Source organism: Streptomyces jeddahensis, assembly GCF_001642995.1.
Classification (GTDB): domain Bacteria; phylum Actinomycetota; class Actinomycetes; order Streptomycetales; family Streptomycetaceae; genus Streptomyces; species Streptomyces jeddahensis.
Map to the genome: position 1 here is coordinate 1 of NZ_LOHS01000108.1, position 17,020 is coordinate 17,020.

Annotated in this window: 14 protein-coding genes; 9 read left to right on the forward strand and 5 right to left on the reverse strand. The window is 66.5% G+C overall.

The features are described from left to right. The first annotated feature begins 986 nt into the window (after positions 1–986). The gene (locus STSP_RS25190; RefSeq protein ID WP_157902893.1) at positions 987–1,223 is read left to right on the forward strand and encodes a hypothetical protein; all 237 of its coding nucleotides are present in this window, start codon (positions 987–989) and stop codon (positions 1,221–1,223) included. A 63-nt stretch (positions 1,224–1,286) separates the two neighbouring features. Here STSP_RS25190 and STSP_RS25195 read toward each other — a convergent pair whose 3' ends face one another. Further along, positions 1,287–1,712, reverse strand: coding sequence for a carboxymuconolactone decarboxylase family protein (locus STSP_RS25195; RefSeq protein WP_198547432.1), 426 nt, complete (start codon positions 1,710–1,712; stop codon positions 1,287–1,289). Beyond that, entirely contained in the window at positions 1,697–3,337 is a 1,641-nt protein-coding gene (locus STSP_RS25200) for an FAD-dependent monooxygenase (protein ID WP_078067486.1), read from the reverse strand. The genes STSP_RS25195 and STSP_RS25200 overlap by 16 nt, the downstream gene beginning before the upstream one ends. Positions 3,338–3,517: 180 nt before the next feature. On the opposite strand from STSP_RS25200, the gene STSP_RS25205 reads away from it, so the two are divergent. Beyond that, positions 3,518–5,041 carry an FAD-binding oxidoreductase gene (locus STSP_RS25205; protein WP_067282490.1) on the forward strand — a complete coding sequence of 508 codons (1,524 nt, stop codon included), beginning with the start codon at positions 3,518–3,520 and terminating at the stop codon, positions 5,039–5,041. 70 nt (positions 5,042–5,111) lie between these two features. Here the strand turns inward: STSP_RS25205 and STSP_RS25210 are convergent, their stop codons facing one another. Continuing rightward, positions 5,112–6,635, reverse strand: coding sequence for an FAD-binding oxidoreductase (locus STSP_RS25210; RefSeq protein ID WP_067282490.1), 1,524 nt, complete (start codon positions 6,633–6,635; stop codon positions 5,112–5,114). A gap of 180 nt (positions 6,636–6,815) precedes the next feature. Between STSP_RS25210 and STSP_RS25215 the strand changes: the two genes are divergently transcribed. Both STSP_RS25215 and STSP_RS25220 read left to right on the forward strand, forming a co-directional pair. Further along, positions 6,816–8,456 carry an FAD-dependent monooxygenase gene (locus STSP_RS25215; RefSeq protein ID WP_078067486.1) on the forward strand — a complete coding sequence of 547 codons (1,641 nt, stop codon included), beginning with the start codon at positions 6,816–6,818 and terminating at the stop codon, positions 8,454–8,456. Beyond that, entirely contained in the window at positions 8,441–8,866 is a 426-nt protein-coding gene (locus STSP_RS25220; RefSeq protein WP_198547432.1) for a carboxymuconolactone decarboxylase family protein, read from the forward strand. Before STSP_RS25215 ends, STSP_RS25220 begins: the two co-directional genes overlap by 16 nt. A 63-nt stretch (positions 8,867–8,929) precedes the next feature. On the opposite strand, the gene STSP_RS25225 is transcribed toward STSP_RS25220, so the two are convergent. Further along, positions 8,930–9,166, reverse strand: coding sequence for a hypothetical protein (locus STSP_RS25225; RefSeq protein ID WP_157902893.1), 237 nt, complete (start codon positions 9,164–9,166; stop codon positions 8,930–8,932). 1,509 nt (positions 9,167–10,675) lie between these two features. Further along, positions 10,676–10,849 carry a hypothetical protein gene (locus STSP_RS39275; RefSeq protein ID WP_157902894.1) on the reverse strand — a complete coding sequence of 58 codons (174 nt, stop codon included), beginning with the start codon at positions 10,847–10,849 and terminating at the stop codon, positions 10,676–10,678. A gap of 384 nt (positions 10,850–11,233) precedes the next feature. Here STSP_RS39275 and STSP_RS25230 point away from each other — a divergent pair, with 384 nt between their 5' ends. The 5 genes from STSP_RS25230 (at position 11,234) to STSP_RS25250 (ending at position 16,869) form a co-directional block, all read left to right on the forward strand. Continuing rightward, the gene (locus STSP_RS25230; RefSeq protein ID WP_107441394.1) at positions 11,234–12,055 is read left to right on the forward strand and encodes a polyphosphate polymerase domain-containing protein; all 822 of its coding nucleotides are present in this window, start codon (positions 11,234–11,236) and stop codon (positions 12,053–12,055) included. Beyond that, entirely contained in the window at positions 12,052–12,729 is a 678-nt protein-coding gene (locus STSP_RS25235) for a DUF4956 domain-containing protein (protein WP_031480877.1), read from the forward strand. The genes STSP_RS25230 and STSP_RS25235 overlap by 4 nt, the downstream gene beginning before the upstream one ends. Next, positions 12,729–14,468 carry a CotH kinase family protein gene (locus tag STSP_RS25240; protein ID WP_067282493.1) on the forward strand — a complete coding sequence of 580 codons (1,740 nt, stop codon included), beginning with the start codon at positions 12,729–12,731 and terminating at the stop codon, positions 14,466–14,468. Before STSP_RS25235 ends, STSP_RS25240 begins: the two co-directional genes overlap by 1 nt. 86 nt (positions 14,469–14,554) lie before the next feature. Continuing rightward, positions 14,555–15,301, forward strand: a complete 747-nt coding sequence (locus tag STSP_RS25245; RefSeq protein WP_067282495.1) for a response regulator transcription factor — start codon at positions 14,555–14,557, stop codon at positions 15,299–15,301. Further along, on the forward strand, positions 15,298–16,869 hold the full coding sequence (locus STSP_RS25250) for a sensor histidine kinase (RefSeq protein ID WP_067282497.1): 1,572 nt from the start codon (positions 15,298–15,300) through the stop codon (positions 16,867–16,869). The genes STSP_RS25245 and STSP_RS25250 overlap by 4 nt, the downstream gene beginning before the upstream one ends. Positions 16,870–17,020 lie beyond the last annotated feature (151 nt).

Below are 17,020 nucleotides of genomic sequence, written 5' to 3' on the forward strand. Positions count from 1 at the left end.
GCCACGGCAGACGATCTTCGCCGTGGACACCCGCCGACGACCAGCATGAGTATCCGCTCGCCCCTCACACCAGACCCTTGACCTGCGAACTTCACGTTGCACGGACTGGAAGTTCGCAGAACTCCCAGGAGGGCATGACGGCATCATCTCCGCCCCAGGCGCAGTTGCCGCACTGCTCGAGCCCCTTGTTGCCTGAGCATGCCTGAGGCGGATTCGGCCGGCCGGCGGAGGTGGTCGGCGATGCCCGGTGCGTCACCCATGCTCGACTCCGGCGGGCCGAAACGCAGGTCAGGCTTGGGCACCAGATCACCAACCGAGGAAGATCGGACTTAACGTCCACTTAGGAGTGGCAGAGCTGAAAGGCGATCTCCTGTGGCCGCGACCCGAATCCCAGCCGTACCTGGGCTCCGACCTGCGCCCTGTGCAGGGGCTCGGCACTGACCCTGGCGCGGAGGCGGAACCCTTCCCGCATTTCGATGATGGCCATAGCGCGAGGCCTGCCTACGCTGCGACCAACGACGGTGACTTGACGGATGACGCCGATGCCGTCACTGCGCTCCGTGGCCAAGTCGGTGGAGCCGCAGACAGGACAATACAGGCAGCGGAACGCTGACGTGTGACACCAGCGGCAGCGCTGGAAGTACAGAAGGCCGTCGCGGAGTCCGCCCGTTGGGACTGAGCTCTGGTGGTCTGAATCGGCCTGTGGATCGGCAGTTGAAATGCCGTCCCTCTCAGCGGGGTCGTTGTGTGCGGTTTCAATCACTGATTGGGACATGGCGAATCTCCCTGTCCGCTGCCGGGGGCGGCGGAACGGTTCCGTGGCAGGCAACGAGGCCGGCTCCGGTGATGGATGCGGCAGATCAGGGCCATTTGGACCTTCAGCTGAGTCAAGACGACTGTGTCGCGAGATCACCTGCATGGCGTCAGCGGCCCCGGCCTCCGTCCCGGGACCGCCCCGGGACGGAGGGCTGAAATGTCGTCAGTCCTTGATCTCGCAGATGGCGGCGCCGAAGGTGACGGAGGTGCCCTTCCTGGCCTTCCTCGACGAGGAACGTCCGCTTCGGACCGACGCGATCGCCCACCTTGCCGTACATCGGCATGACCACCGTCGCCGCATAGACGTACGCCGTCGTACCCACAGCATGTCGTCCAACCCGCCCAGGTCTCCGACGATCGTCGGAAGGGCTGTGCTGAAGACCAAGCCCACCCTGGGCGGGCCCTGACTGTCGGCGATGTCTTCGAGCGATGTCCGCGTCGGCGCGCCGTCTCACCGGGACTGTGCCGGGTCAGTGCTCACTGCGGCCGCCGTCCAGCGCGCCCAGCCTGTCGAGCGTTCTTTCTGCAGCCTGCATCGCGCCCCGTGCCAGGGGGACGCCGGCGTAGGCCGCGCTGTGGAGGATCACCTCGGCGATCTCCGACGGACCCAGCCCGTTCCGGACGGCGACCTCGGTGTGCAGTTCGATCTCGTCCTGACGTCCCAGCGCCGTCAGGATCGCAAGGGTGATGCAGCTTCGAGTGCGCCGGTCGAGACCGTCTCGGCCCCAGACCTCGCTCCAGACCGATCGTGTTACGTAGTCGTAGAAGGCTGCGGCGAAGTCACTGCGCCGGGCAAGCGAGGCGTCGACGAACTCGTCGCCGAGGACCGAGCGACGCACTCGCATTCCTGTGTCGAGTTGGCCGTCGGATGCATCGGCGGTCACCGCGAGCTCCACGACGCGTGACCGGTGATCACGTCGAGGAGGTGTTCGACGTCCGCAGGGAGCTCGTCGCCCCGCCATACGACGTGGTGATCGGATCGGACCAGCGCCGCATCACGCTCGTACAGAGCGCGCAAGGCCTCGCGGTCCTCGTCGACCGGGGTGAAGACCTGGAGCGGGATCCCCCGCCTCTCGGCGTGCTTGAGCAGATCACTGGTGTCGCAGTCGCCGAGATCGAGGAGAGTGAATCCGAGACCCAGATGGTCGTAGAGCGAACTTCCGTCGGCCAACCACAGGTGCGGAGCCCGGTTGCCGGGCGCTGCGCTTGGCGTGTAGTCGGCGAAAGCAGGCGGCGGCTGCTCAGTGCCGTCCCGCACGATGACGGGTGAACTCGAGTACCGATAGCCCAGCTGGCCTCCCATCCGCTTGAACTGGACCAGCTTCCGCTCGAGGATGTCGGTCTTCACCGCCTCTCGGACGGCGTCCCCCGCCGGACCGTCCTCCTCGATGCCCGGCCGCACCAGCTCGATGGCGCCGAGCGCGTGATTCGCCTCGGATCCGAGTTGAATGAAGCGGACTGCTTCTCGCCTGTCGATGCTGTAGCTCGGGATCAGCATCGGGCCACCCCAGCCCTGCACGAGCGCCGCGAGTTTCCAGCCGAGATCGGCGGCATCGCCGATACCGCTGTTCATCCCGAAGCCGCCCTGCGGTGAGACCATGTGGGCAGCGTCGCCGGCGAGCATCACGCGGCCGTAGTCAAGGCGGGGCGCGAGCAGGGAGTTCTCGCCGAAGGCGCCGCCGCTGAGCGGCTCGACGTCGATTTCCTGGCCGACCGCTTTGAAGATGAGCTGCTTGACCTGCTCCCAGTCGTCACCGTCCACGCCCTCGGGCGCCGGCCCGGCGAAGTACTGCCATGTGTCGGGGCCTTGCGGGGTGATGAGGTCGCTACCGCGGTCCTCGTTGTAGATGTAGACCATCGACACGACGGGACCCGCGCTCCAGACTTCCTTGAGCTGCTTGGAGCGGAAGTGCCACGACAGGCTCTTCGCCAGGGTCCGGCCTTCGTGCCGAACGTTCAGCACCCGGCGCAGATTGCCGCGGCTGCCGTCGGACACCACGAGATAGTCGCCGCGCAGCTCGTAAGTCGTGCCGTCGGCGCGCGCGACTTCGACGCTCACACCGTCGTCGTCCTGGGTGAACGTCCGGACCTCGTTCTCAAAGCGGTAGTCGATCAGCGGAAGCTGCTCGACCCGTTCCCACATCGTCTTCTCGATGCCCTCGTTGGGCGCCCACTCGGCGACCTCGGAAGCGAACGGCAGTGGCTCGCTCCACTCGTAGGTGCGGGGCAGGTTGAGGAGGAGGTGCCCGTTGAGCCGGGTCACGAAGGAGACATCCCGCTGGATGTCGTCCGGCACTGGATCGTTCCTCCGCAGCGCATCCGCCATGCCCCAGCGTCGGAAGTGTTCCATCGAGCGCACGTTGGTCATGTTGGTCCGCAGCAGGAAGGGCTTCCCCTTCTCGCGCCGCTCGAGCACGATGCTCGGCACTCCGCGAAGTGCCAGGTCAATCGCCAGCGAGCTGCCAACGGGGCCGCCTCCCGCGATGATCACCGGAGCATCTGCCGGCCTGTCCGTGCCCATCGTCGACCTCTTTCCTCACACCCGAGCCCTTCGGCCCATGCCTCTTCCGGGGCGATGGAACCGACAAGGCGATGTCGGTCCTCAACCTATTCTTAGTCTGTCATGCTTTTACAGTCTAGATAAATGTCAGACCGTTTGCTACAACTGCCCCGAGATCTACTCGATGAAGAGGAGCAGTGGATGGACACGCAGTTCGTGGGGTCGGACGCAGTCGCCGACGCCCTGGAAGCCATGCGGAAGGCGCTGGGCGATGACGCCGTCCTCACTGCGCGCGCCGACCTGGACGAGTTCCGAGACCCGTTCTACGTCCTCGGCTCCGCCGAGAACGATGTCTCCGCGGCCGTCATGCCGACCTGTGTCGAGGAGGTCCAGGCGGTCGTCCGCATCGCCAGCGCGCACGGCGTGCCGCTGTGGACGGTGAGCACCGGCCGCAACTACGGCTATGGCGGGGCCGCTCCCCGCGTGCCGGGCTCGATCCTCGTCAACTTGTCGAAGATGAACCGCGTCCTCGAGATCAACGAGGAGCTCGGCTACGCCGTCGTCGAGCCCGGCGTCCGCTGGTTCGACTTGTGCGAGGCACTCGAAGCCTCGGGCGGCAAGTGGTGGTCGTCCATTCCCGATCTCGGCTGGGGCTCGGTCGTGGGCAACAGCCTCGAATACGGTCGCGGTCACACCCGGATCGGTTCGCATGCGGAGAACGTCGCGGGTATGGAGGTCGTCCTGCCCAACGGCGAGCTGATGCGAACGGGCATGGGTGCCATGACCGGCAACAAGGCCTGGCACGCCTACCCGTTCGGCTTCGGCCCGATGGTCGACGGGCTGTTCTTCCAGTCCAACCTGGGCATCGTCACGCGGATCGGCTGGCGCCTCATGCCACGACCGGAGAAGTACGCCTCGTGCTGGGTGCACTTCGACGGCGATGACATCATCGTTCCCGTTATCGATGCGATGCGCGATCTGATGCTCGACGAGACGATCAACAACTACCCGTTCCTGGGGCGCGGGGTGGCGGCGAACACCGAGGGCCAGCCTGACCTCGACCCGAAGAGCGAGAAGTGGGCGCTCCGCTTCGCCCTGTACGGGTACGACGAGATCGTCGAGGCCAAGTGGAAGATCGTCGAGCGGGTGCTCGGCTCGATTCCGGGCGTGACCCTCGGTCGCAAGATGTTCGACGGCACCGACCGGGTCGGGCCGCAGGAGGGCATCCACGACGACAAGGTGCAAGCCGGGATCCCGGGCATGGAACTACTGGACCTCTACAAGGTGCCGTTCGGTCCCGATACGGGACATCTGGACTTCTCGCCTGTCGGGCCGCTGATCGGCAGCGAGGTGCTGAAGATGGTTCGCCTCGTCCGAGGCATGTACGAGGAGTTCGGCGAGCCCTACGCAGCCGGCATGATGCTGCTGCCCCGGAGCATCCTGGTCGTCTCCGTGATGTTCTTCGACCCGAAAGACGCCGAGAAGACGAAGAAGATCTACGAGAACTACGACCCCATGCTTCAGCGGATCGCCGCAGAAGGTTACGGCCTGTACCGCGCGCACATCTTCAAGATGGACGCTGTCGCCGCGACGTTCGACTTCAATGACCACGCCTACCTGCGGTTCGTCGAAACGGTCAAGGATGCCGTCGACCCCAACGGAATTCTCCAGGCCGGCAAGCAGGGCATCTGGCCGAAGTCCTTGCGTGGGAAGGCCAAGTCCTGAGCGCAGGGTGAACGCGGGGCGGTGGACCGGTCGGATCCGACCGGTCCACCGCCCCGCGTTCACCCTGCGCTCAGGACTTGGCCTTCCCACGCAAGGACTTCGGCCAGATGCCCTGCTTGCCGGCCTGGAGAATTCCGTTGGGGTCGACGGCATCCTTGACCGTTTCGACGAACCGCAGGTAGGCGTGGTCATTGAAGTCGAACGTCGCGGCGACAGCGTCCATCTTGAAGATGTGCGCGCGGTACAGGCCGTAACCTTCTGCGGCGATCCGCTGAAGCATGGGGTCGTAGTTCTCGTAGATCTTCTTCGTCTTCTCGGCGTCTTTCGGGTCGAAGAACATCACGGAGACGACCAGGATGCTCCGGGGCAGCAGCATCATGCCGGCTGCGTAGGGCTCGCCGAACTCCTCGTACATGCCTCGGACGAGGCGAACCATCTTCAGCACCTCGCTGCCGATCAGCGGCCCGACAGGCGAGAAGTCCAGATGTCCCGTATCGGGACCGAACGGCACCTTGTAGAGGTCCAGTAGTTCCATGCCCGGGATCCCGGCTTGCACCTTGTCGTCGTGGATGCCCTCCTGCGGCCCGACCCGGTCGGTGCCGTCGAACATCTTGCGACCGAGGGTCACGCCCGGAATCGAGCCGAGCACCCGCTCGACGATCTTCCACTTGGCCTCGACGATCTCGTCGTACCCGTACAGGGCGAAGCGGAGCGCCCACTTCTCGCTCTTCGGGTCGAGGTCAGGCTGGCCCTCGGTGTTCGCCGCCACCCCGCGCCCCAGGAACGGGTAGTTGTTGATCGTCTCGTCGAGCATCAGATCGCGCATCGCATCGATAACGGGAACGATGATGTCATCGCCGTCGAAGTGCACCCAGCACGAGGCGTACTTCTCCGGTCGTGGCATGAGGCGCCAGCCGATCCGCGTGACGATGCCCAGGTTGGACTGGAAGAACAGCCCGTCGACCATCGGGCCGAAGCCGAACGGGTAGGCGTGCCAGGCCTTGTTGCCGGTCATGGCACCCATGCCCGTTCGCATCAGCTCGCCGTTGGGCAGGACGACCTCCATACCCGCGACGTTCTCCGCATGCGAACCGATCCGGGTGTGACCGCGACCGTATTCGAGGCTGTTGCCCACGACCGAGCCCCAGCCGAGATCGGGAATGGACGACCACCACTTGCCGCCCGAGGCTTCGAGTGCCTCGCACAAGTCGAACCAGCGGACGCCGGGCTCGACGACGGCGTAGCCGAGCTCCTCGTTGATCTCGAGGACGCGGTTCATCTTCGACAAGTTGACGAGGATCGAGCCCGGCACGCGGGGAGCGGCCCCGCCATAGCCGTAGTTGCGGCCGGTGCTCACCGTCCACAGCGGCACGCCGTGCGCGCTGGCGATGCGGACGACCGCCTGGACCTCCTCGACACAGGTCGGCATGACGGCCGCGGAGACATCGTTCTCGGCGGAGCCGAGGACGTAGAACGGGTCTCGGAACTCGTCCAGGTCGGCGCGCGCAGTGAGGACGGCGTCATCGCCCAGCGCCTTCCGCATGGCTTCCAGGGCGTCGGCGACTGCGTCCGACCCCACGAACTGCGTGTCCATCCACTGCTCCTCTTCATCGAGTAGATCTCGGGGCAGTTGTAGCAAACGGTCTGACATTTATCTAGACTGTAAAAGCATGACAGACTAAGAATAGGTTGAGGACCGACATCGCCTTGTCGGTTCCATCGCCCCGGAAGAGGCATGGGCCGAAGGGCTCGGGTGTGAGGAAAGAGGTCGACGATGGGCACGGACAGGCCGGCAGATGCTCCGGTGATCATCGCGGGAGGCGGCCCCGTTGGCAGCTCGCTGGCGATTGACCTGGCACTTCGCGGAGTGCCGAGCATCGTGCTCGAGCGGCGCGAGAAGGGGAAGCCCTTCCTGCTGCGGACCAACATGACCAACGTGCGCTCGATGGAACACTTCCGACGCTGGGGCATGGCGGATGCGCTGCGGAGGAACGATCCAGTGCCGGACGACATCCAGCGGGATGTCTCCTTCGTGACCCGGCTCAACGGGCACCTCCTCCTCAACCTGCCCCGCACCTACGAGTGGAGCGAGCCACTGCCGTTCGCTTCCGAGGTCGCCGAGTGGGCGCCCAACGAGGGCATCGAGAAGACGATGTGGGAACGGGTCGAGCAGCTTCCGCTGATCGACTACCGCTTTGAGAACGAGGTCCGGACGTTCACCCAGGACGACGACGGTGTGAGCGTCGAAGTCGCGCGCGCCGACGGCACGACTTACGAGCTGCGCGGCGACTATCTCGTGGTGTCCGACGGCAGCCGCGGCAATCTGCGCCGGGTGCTGAACGTTCGGCACGAAGGCCGGACCCTGGCGAAGAGCCTGTCGTGGCACTTCCGCTCCAAGCAGCTCAAGGAAGTCTGGAGCGCGGGTCCCGTCGTGTCGATGGTCTACATCTACAACGAGGACCGCGGTAGCGACCTCATCACCCCGCAAGGCCCCGACACATGGCAGTACTTCGCCGGGCCGGCGCCCGAGGGCGTGGACGGTGACGACTGGGAGCAGGTCAAGCAGCTCATCTTCAAAGCGGTCGGCCAGGAAATCGACGTCGAGCCGCTCAGCGGCGGCGCCTTCGGCGAGAACTCCCTGCTCGCGCCCCGCCTTGACTACGGCCGCGTGATGCTCGCCGGCGACGCTGCCCACATGGTCTCACCGCAGGGCGGCTTCGGGATGAACAGCGGTATCGGCGATGCCGCCGATCTCGGCTGGAAACTCGCGGCGCTCGTGCAGGGCTGGGGTGGCCCGATGCTGATCCCGAGCTACAGCATCGACAGGCGAGAAGCAGTCCGCTTCATTCAACTCGGATCCGAGGCGAATCACGCGCTCGGCGCCATCGAGCTGGTGCGGCCGGGCATCGAGGAGGACGGTCCGGCGGGGGACGCCGTCCGAGAGGCGGTGAAGACCGACATCCTCGAGCGGAAGCTGGTCCAGTTCAAGCGGATGGGAGGCCAGCTGGGCTATCGGTACTCGAGTTCACCCGTCATCGTGCGGGACGGCACTGAGCAGCCGCCGCCTGCTTTCGCCGACTACACGCCAAGCGCAGCGCCCGGCAACCGGGCTCCGCACCTGTGGTTGGCCGACGGAAGTTCGCTCTACGACCATCTGGGTCTCGGATTCACTCTCCTCGATCTCGGCGACTGCGACACCAGTGATCTGCTCAAGCACGCCGAGAGGCGGGGGATCCCGCTCCAGGTCTTCACCCCGGTCGACGAGGACCGCGAGGCCTTGCGCGCTCTGTACGAGCGTGATGCGGCGCTGGTCCGATCCGATCACCACGTCGTATGGCGGGGCGACGAGCTCCCTGCGGACGTCGAACACCTCCTCGACGTGATCACCGGTCACGCGTCGTGGAGCTCGCGGTGACCGCCGATGCATCCGACGGCCAACTCGACACAGGAATGCGAGTGCGTCGCTCGGTCCTCGGCGACGAGTTCGTCGACGCCTCGCTTGCCCGGCGCAGTGACTTCGCCGCAGCCTTCTACGACTACGTAACACGATCGGTCTGGAGCGAGGTCTGGGGCCGAGACGGTCTCGACCGGCGCACTCGAAGCTGCATCACCCTTGCGATCCTGACGGCGCTGGGACGTCAGGACGAGATCGAACTGCACACCGAGGTCGCCGTCCGGAACGGGCTGGGTCCGTCGGAGATCGCCGAGGTGATCCTCCACAGCGCGGCCTACGCCGGCGTCCCCCTGGCACGGGGCGCGATGCAGGCTGCAGAAAGAACGCTCGACAGGCTGGGCGCGCTGGACGGCGGCCGCAGTGAGCACTGACCCGGCACAGTCCCGGTGAGACGGCGCGCCGACGCGGACATCGCTCGAAGACATCGCCGACAGTCAGGGCCCGCCCAGGGTGGGCTTGGTCTTCAGCACAGCCCTTCCGACGATCGTCGGAGACCTGGGCGGGTTGGACGACATGCTGTGGGTACGACGGCGTACGTCTATGCGGCGACGGTGGTCATGCCGATGTACGGCAAGGTGGGCGATCGCGTCGGTCCGAAGCGGACGTTCCTCGTCGAGGAAGGCCAGGAAGGGCACCTCCGTCACCTTCGGCGCCGCCATCTGCGAGATCAAGGACTGACGACATTTCAGCCCTCCGTCCCGGGGCGGTCCCGGGACGGAGGCCGGGGCCGCTGACGCCATGCAGGTGATCTCGCGACACAGTCGTCTTGACTCAGCTGAAGGTCCAAATGGCCCTGATCTGCCGCATCCATCACCGGAGCCGGCCTCGTTGCCTGCCACGGAACCGTTCCGCCGCCCCCGGCAGCGGACAGGGAGATTCGCCATGTCCCAATCAGTGATTGAAACCGCACACAACGACCCCGCTGAGAGGGACGGCATTTCAACTGCCGATCCACAGGCCGATTCAGACCACCAGAGCTCAGTCCCAACGGGCGGACTCCGCGACGGCCTTCTGTACTTCCAGCGCTGCCGCTGGTGTCACACGTCAGCGTTCCGCTGCCTGTATTGTCCTGTCTGCGGCTCCACCGACTTGGCCACGGAGCGCAGTGACGGCATCGGCGTCATCCGTCAAGTCACCGTCGTTGGTCGCAGCGTAGGCAGGCCTCGCGCTATGGCCATCATCGAAATGCGGGAAGGGTTCCGCCTCCGCGCCAGGGTCAGTGCCGAGCCCCTGCACAGGGCGCAGGTCGGAGCCCAGGTACGGCTGGGATTCGGGTCGCGGCCACAGGAGATCGCCTTTCAGCTCTGCCACTCCTAAGTGGACGTTAAGTCCGATCTTCCTCGGTTGGTGATCTGGTGCCCAAGCCTGACCTGCGTTTCGGCCCGCCGGAGTCGAGCATGGGTGACGCACCGGGCATCGCCGACCACCTCCGCCGGCCGGCCGAATCCGCCTCAGGCATGCTCAGGCAACAAGGGGCTCGAGCAGTGCGGCAACTGCGCCTGGGGCGGAGATGATGCCGTCATGCCCTCCTGGGAGTTCTGCGAACTTCCAGTCCGTGCAACGTGAAGTTCGCAGGTCAAGGGTCTGGTGTGAGGGGCGAGCGGATACTCATGCTGGTCGTCGGCGGGTGTCCACGGCGAAGATCGTCTGCCGTGGCGGCCGTTGCCGTTGCCGTTGTCGGGTTCTGCCGTACCGAGGACCGTGCCGCTCTTACCATCCGTCACCGGGGCGGTAGGGGGAGGGAGTTGGTATGCCGGAGCTGGAGCGGATTACAAGCTCGCCGCTGAACTGGACGTGTTGGCCGAGGAGTTGGCCGAGCAGCCGCAGGAGGTCCAGGCCGCGGCGGAAACCGCCCTCGCCCCGGCCCTCGCCCCGGCTCTCGCCCGGGTGGCGGGGCGCGCGGTCCTATCCGCTCACCGGCGACCGGGGCCGACTGCTCTGGGTCTCGGCGGCCCGGCCCGACACCGGGGGCGGGCCTCTGCGCGTTGGAAGGGGAATCCGCTGCGGACAGGGTTCGAGGCCCACTCGCGAGCTGGAGTGACCGTCCACCCTTGCCTTCGTTCCGGGCGTAATGGGCCTCATTGAGGCCGTGTTGAGGCCACAAGGAAAGGAACAGACTGGCAAGGGCCGCGAAGCAGGTCATGTCCCCTGTAGGACACCGTTGGCGAATTCGGCGTTGTCTATCCGGGGCTCAGGCGGCTGAAGCGGGAGGTGCGGGTGCTCGCGAGTGGCGTCCCGGTCAGCCAGGCATCGGTGCGGATGATGTCGAGGGCCGGAGTGATCATGTAGACGCCCTCGACGTCCTGCATCGCCGCCCGGAGTTGGTCGAGGTCGTAGTAGCTGCTTACCACCACTTCGGCGTCCGGGCCTGTCGCCTGAAAGTTGCTCCGCGTTCGAGTCGCGATGAGCGCGTGGAGCGGAGCAGACGGCACTGCACGGCAAGCACGTCGAAGCAGAGCCGATCACTTTCTCCTTCACGGTCCGCACCGACAAGAGCTGTCCCGGACTGTGACGACGCCGCGTCAACGCGCGCAGTTCATCTATTAGACATCTTAGGTACTCCTGGAATTACCCCACAATTCTCAGCTGCTTCTCACATCCCACTGGTTTCGTGTCCTGCGTCGCCCGATCGGGCCGTACGACGAAGGAGGCGCATGGTGGCACTACCGGTGACCACGTGGCGGAAATCCGAGAGCCGGGAGGAGGAGCAGAGCCAGGCAGAGGAACATCCGTTGCACGTGGCCAGCAGGCTGCACTCGTTCAACCGGTTCGAGCTCAAGTACCTCGTACCGGTCGAGGAGGCGGCCGAGATCCGGGACGAGCTGGCCGAGCGGATGGACCGCGATCTGAACAGCCCGGTCGGCGGGTACGGCGTGTGGAGCCTGTACTACGACACCCCGCAGCTGCGGTTCTACTGGGAGAAGATCGAGGGCCTGAAGTTCCGGCGAAAGCTGCGCATCCGCCACTACGGCAACCTGGACGGGGTCACCGACGAGGCCCCTGTGTGCGTGGAGATCAAGCAGCGCGTCAACCGGGTCACACAGAAGCGCCGCATCACCCTTCCGTACGGCGTCGCCCGCCGGCTGTGCGACGGCCGGGAGATGGTGGAGCACTCCGCGAAGGAGAGCGCCTTCATCCAGGAGGTGCTCGAACTCGTCGTACGGCTGAATCTCCAACCCACCGCGATCACCGGCTACCAGCGCGAGGCCCTGGTCGGCCGAGACGCGGACACCGGACTGCGGGTGACCTTCGACCGGCGTATCCGTGGCCGGGACCGGGACTTCCACTTCGGGACACCGACCCCCGAGAACCGGTTCACCATCCCGCCGCACCTGTCGGTGATGGAGATCAAGGTCAACGAGCGCACGCCGTACTGGATCACGGACCTCGCGGCGCGTCGGAACCTCAATCTGATCCGGGTCTCCAAGTACGTGCAGTCCATCGAGGCGTTCGGCCTGGCACCCCGGTCCGTGTTCCACATCCACGAGGCGGACCACCAGCCGCCGCACACCCGTACGTATTTGGCGCACGAAGCGCCCTTGAAAGCAGGAGCACAGTGAACTTCGATCTGCAGGAACTCAGCGGTACGTTCAGCGTCACCGACGTCGTCGTCGCCATGGCGCTGTCGTTCATTCTGAGCACGTTGATCGGCCACGTGTACCGGTACACGCACCGCAACGTCTCCTACAGCCAGTCCTACGTCCAGACGCTCATCATCGTCGGGATGGTTGTCGCCCTGATCATGCTGGTGGTTGGATCGAACCTGGCCCGGGCCTTCTCGTTGGTCGGCGCGTTGTCGGTGATCCGGTTCCGGAATGCCATCAAGGAGACCAGGGACGTCGGCTTCGTCTTCCTGGCCATGGCCATCGGCATGGCCTGCGGTGCCCGCTTCTACACCCTCGCCGCCGTCGCGGCCGTGGTGATCTCCGTGGTCGTCGTCGTGATGTTCAAGTTCAACTGGTTCGCCCTGAGCGTCCAGCGCCAGGTCGTCAAGGTCCAGGTTCCCGCGGGCGAGGACTACACCTCGGCCATCCGTGACGTCCTCATCCGGTACACCACGGAGTTCGAGCTGGTGAGCACCGAGACGATCCGCGGCGGCGCGCTGACCGAGGTGTTCTACACGGTGCGCATGAAGAAGGGCACCGAGCCCGGCGACCTGGTGGCCGCGCTGCAGGAGCGGACATCGGGCCAGCGGGTGACCGTGCTGACCGGTTACGACTCGACCGACCTGTGATGGCCGGCGGCAGCGAGGCGGCTCCCCGGCGCAGGCCGCGGCGGCTCCGCGACCGGATCCCCGTACGGCTGCGGCACCACTGGAAGCCGGCCGGCGCCCTCTGCGCGGGACTGGTGGTGATGGTCTATTTCTTCGGCGACGCCCGAGTCTCGCCGTACGTCACCTCCTCCTCCCGCGTGGAGGCGGACGCCATCACGCAGAACGTCGAGGGCATGGTCGACCTGTACGAGACCTCGGTCTCCCACTCCATCCAACTGGAGTACGACCAGACCGACTTCACCAAGATGATGAAGGAGTTCCGCGAGGACGGGACCAAGGACTACATCGAGGCCGACCTCACCATCGACGGGGTGTACCTCAAGGACGTCGGAATTCGTCTCAAGGGCAACTCCACACTGTCGTCCCTGCGCGGAAGCGGCCAGGGCAGGCCCGGTGGCGGCCGGACCATGCCCGAAGGCGCCGAGCAGGGCGCCCCGGAGGCGCAGCAGGACGGCGCGACCGGGGGCCGGGACCGCGGCCAGGCCAATGGCGGCGGTCCCGGCGGGGCCGGTGGCATCGGGGGCGGGATCACGCAGTACAACCTGTCCGAGAAGAAGCCCGAGGAACTGCCCTGGCTCATCAAGATCGACGAGTTCATCGAGGGCCGCGCCTATCAGGGCGAGCGTGAGATCTCGCTGCGCCCCGGAAGCAACGGCCAGGTTCCGGTGAACGAGGCCCTCGCGCTGAGCCTGACGGACACCACCGGTCAGAAGAATGAGCGGTACGCCTTCACGTCGGTAAAGGTCAACACCCGCCCGGTCGCCACCCGGTTGATGGTCGAGAGCCCGGACACGGAGTACGCGGAGTCCATCGCTGACGGCAACGGCGTGCTCTACAAGGCGCGGGCCGGCGGCAGCTTCGAGTACAAGGGCGACGACCCGACCGACTACGAGGAGTCGTTCGAGCAGCTCAACAAGGTGGGCAGTCAGGATCTGGAGCCGGTCATGAAGCTCATCAAGTGGGCAAACGAGGCGTCGGACGAGGAGTTCGAGAAGGAACTCGACCAGTACGTGGACGTCGAGTCCCTGGCGACGTACCTCGCCGCGCAGAACCTGCTCATGAACTTCGACGACATGGCCGGACCCGGCAAGAACTATCTGCTGTGGTACGACCTGGACACCAAGAAGTTCTCGGTCCTGGGATGGGACTACAACTTCACCTTCACCGGCGATGCGACCTCGGGCCCGGACGACGACACGGGCATGGGTGGTGCCTTCGGCGGTGGCACTGGAGGTGCCACTGGGCAGAGCAGCCAGGGCGGCCAGGGCACAGGTGGCCAAGCCGCGCAGAACATGCCCTCCGGGATGCCGTCAGGAATGCCCGAAGGAATGCCTTCGGGGATGCCCGAGAATCTGCCGGAAGGCATGCCGTCCGGGATGCCTTCCGGTCTGCCGGGCGGTCAGAACGGCCAAGGCGGTGAGGGCGAAGGCGGTGGGTTCGCCGGCATGAGGGGCCACCCGCTGAAGGAGCGCTTCCTGGACTCGGACACCTTCGATCCCGTCTACAAGAAGGCGTACAAGGAGCTGTACCAGAAGTTCTACGGCTCCGGGACCGCACTGAAGGCGCTGAACGCCATCGCCGAACAGGCGGGGAAGGCCGGTGCCGACGGCAAGGAGCTGGACTCCGCCGTCGAGAAGCTGCGCAAGACGGTCACCGAGCGTACCGCGGCGCTGGCCAAGAACAAGGAGGTGACCGGCTGATCACCGGCGCCCGGACGGCAGTCCCCCGTGGGGCGCCGTCCGGGCGTTCGGCGCACCGCGAACGCCTCACCAGCAAAGGAAGGTCCATGCCTGTCGCGCCGTCGGCGCCCGCGCCACCCCAACACAATGTGCTCGTCGTCGAGGACGACCCCAGCATCCGCACCTTGCTCACTTCCGCCCTGCACGCCGCCGGCTACTCCGTGAGCACCGCCGACACAGGCCAGACCGCCATGTTCGAGGCCGGTCGCAGCCAGCCCGACCTGATCGTGCTGGACGTCGGCCTTCCGGACATCGACGGCTTCGCGGTGACCCGTCATCTGCGGGCTGAGGGCGTCTATACGCCGGTGCTGTTCCTGACGGCGCGTACGGACGTCGAGGACCGCATCATCGGCCTCAGCTCCGGCGGCGACGACTACGTCACCAAGCCGTTCCACGTGCAGGAGGTGCTGCTGCGCATCCGTGCCATCCTGCGGCGCAGTGACATGCCATCGGGCGGAGGGACCAGGAGGCCGCCGCTGCGGTACGCGGATCTGGTGCTGGACCAGCAGACCCACGAGGTGCGCAGGGCCGGTCTGCCCATCCAGCTGTCGCCCACCGAGTTCCGGCTCCTGGTCTGCCTGCTTGCGCAGCCGGAACGCGTGGTGGGCAAGAAGGAGATCCTGTCCGAGGTCTGGCACTACGACTTCGCCGGTGACGCCCGCATCGTCGACACCTACGTACGCAACCTGCGGCGCAAGATAGACCGGTTCGAGCCCCAGCTCATCCAGACGGTCCGCGGTGTCGGCTACTGCCTGCGGGCCGCGCGCCCTGGACCGGGGGCGGCGGCGCTGTGAGGCGGTGGCTGCGCCGGCTGAAACCGCGCTCGCTGCGCGCCCGCCTGGTGCTTGGCGTCACGCTGCTGGCCACCTCGGCGGTTCTGCTCTGTCAGGCGGCAGGGCTCGCCCTGCTCCACTCCTGGCTGACGGACCAGGTCGACGGGCGACTGACCCGTTTCCAGCCGGTGCCCCAGCTGTATCAGGACGTGGCCGACGGCCGGACGGCGTCAGGGGAGGCCGGCAGGACGAGCGGCCTCCCCTCGGACTACCGGGTGTACTTCTACGACAGAGGCGGCCACCGGCTTGCCATGTCGCTGAGCGGCGACGGGGGCAGTGCCGGGCCGCGACTCCCGAAGTCGGAGGCGGAACTCGGCCTCAAGAACGGCCGACCCGCCACGGTCGCCGCGACCGACGGCGGCAGCACCTGGCGGGTGATCGCCAGGTCCGGCACCGACGGCACCCGGGTCGTGGTGGCGCTGCCTCTGAAGGAGGTGGACGAGGCGACCTCCCGGATGCTGTGGTTCAGCCTCGCTATAGGGGTGGCCGTCGCAGCGGGGGTCGTCCTCTTCGGCACCCTCGCTGTGCGGCTGGGACTGCGGCCGTTGGTCGGAGTCGAGCGCACTGCAAGGCGCATCGCCGAAGGTGAGTTGGAACTGAGCGTTCCGGACCGGCATGCGGTCACCGAGGTCGGCCACCTCAGCCGTGCCCTGAACACGATGCTCGACCGGCTGCGTACCGCGTTGCGTCGCACCGAGGCGTCGGAGCAACGGCTGCGCCACTTCCTGGCGGACGCCGGCCATGAACTGCGAACTCCCCTCACGTCTCTGCAGGGCTTCGCCGAACTCCTGGTGCAGGAGCCGGAGATGAGCCTGGAACGACGCCAGGAGGCACAGCAGCTGATCGTGCGGAACGCCGACCGGATGAGCCGTCTCATCGAGAGCCTGTCCCAACTGGCCAGGCTCGGTGAGGTACCCGCGACGCGGTGGCAACCAGTCGACCTCCTCTCTCTCGTGGCCGACGGTATCGCTGCCGTCGCCGTGCGACACCCCGGGCGCAGCATAGGCCTTGGCACTCTCGCCGACCCCGAGGACGACGCCCGCGTGAACGAGCTGGACGTCGTCGAGGCCGTCGGCGACCCGCATCAGCTGGCGCAGATCCTGTCGAATCTGCTCACCAACGCGTGCGTCCACACTCCGACCGGAACACACATCCAGGTGCGCGTCGGCACCTTCCGAGTCCGCCCACACGGGCCGGGCACGACTGGACCGGGCCGTACCAGCGCCAACGCTCCGCTCATACCCGGCACTCGGGTCTGTGCCGTCGAGGTCGCCGATGACGGGGCCGGCCTTGCCGAGTCGCACGCGCGGCGGGTGTTCGAGCGGTTCTACCGTGCCGATGCCGCCGAGCGGGCCGCGGCAGCGGGGTCCGGCCTGGGGCTTGCGATCGCCGCCGGCGCCGCGGAGGCCAACGGCGGCCGTCTGGAACTCGAGGCCAGGCCAGGTGAAGGCTGCACATTCCGTCTGCTCCTGCCGTATCAGCCCGCCGCTGCAGCGACGGCTGCCCCGGCTCCCCACACCTGCGTATAGGGCCGCATCGCTACCCAAAGGAGTGCCACCGGTGAAGCTCAGCACCGTACGACTGGGACAAGGCCGTACAGCCGCCGCACGTCTGCAGAAGAAGCACTGCGTGGTGCTGCCCTACCCGGACGTCGGGGCGCTGATCGCCTCCGGCGAGGAC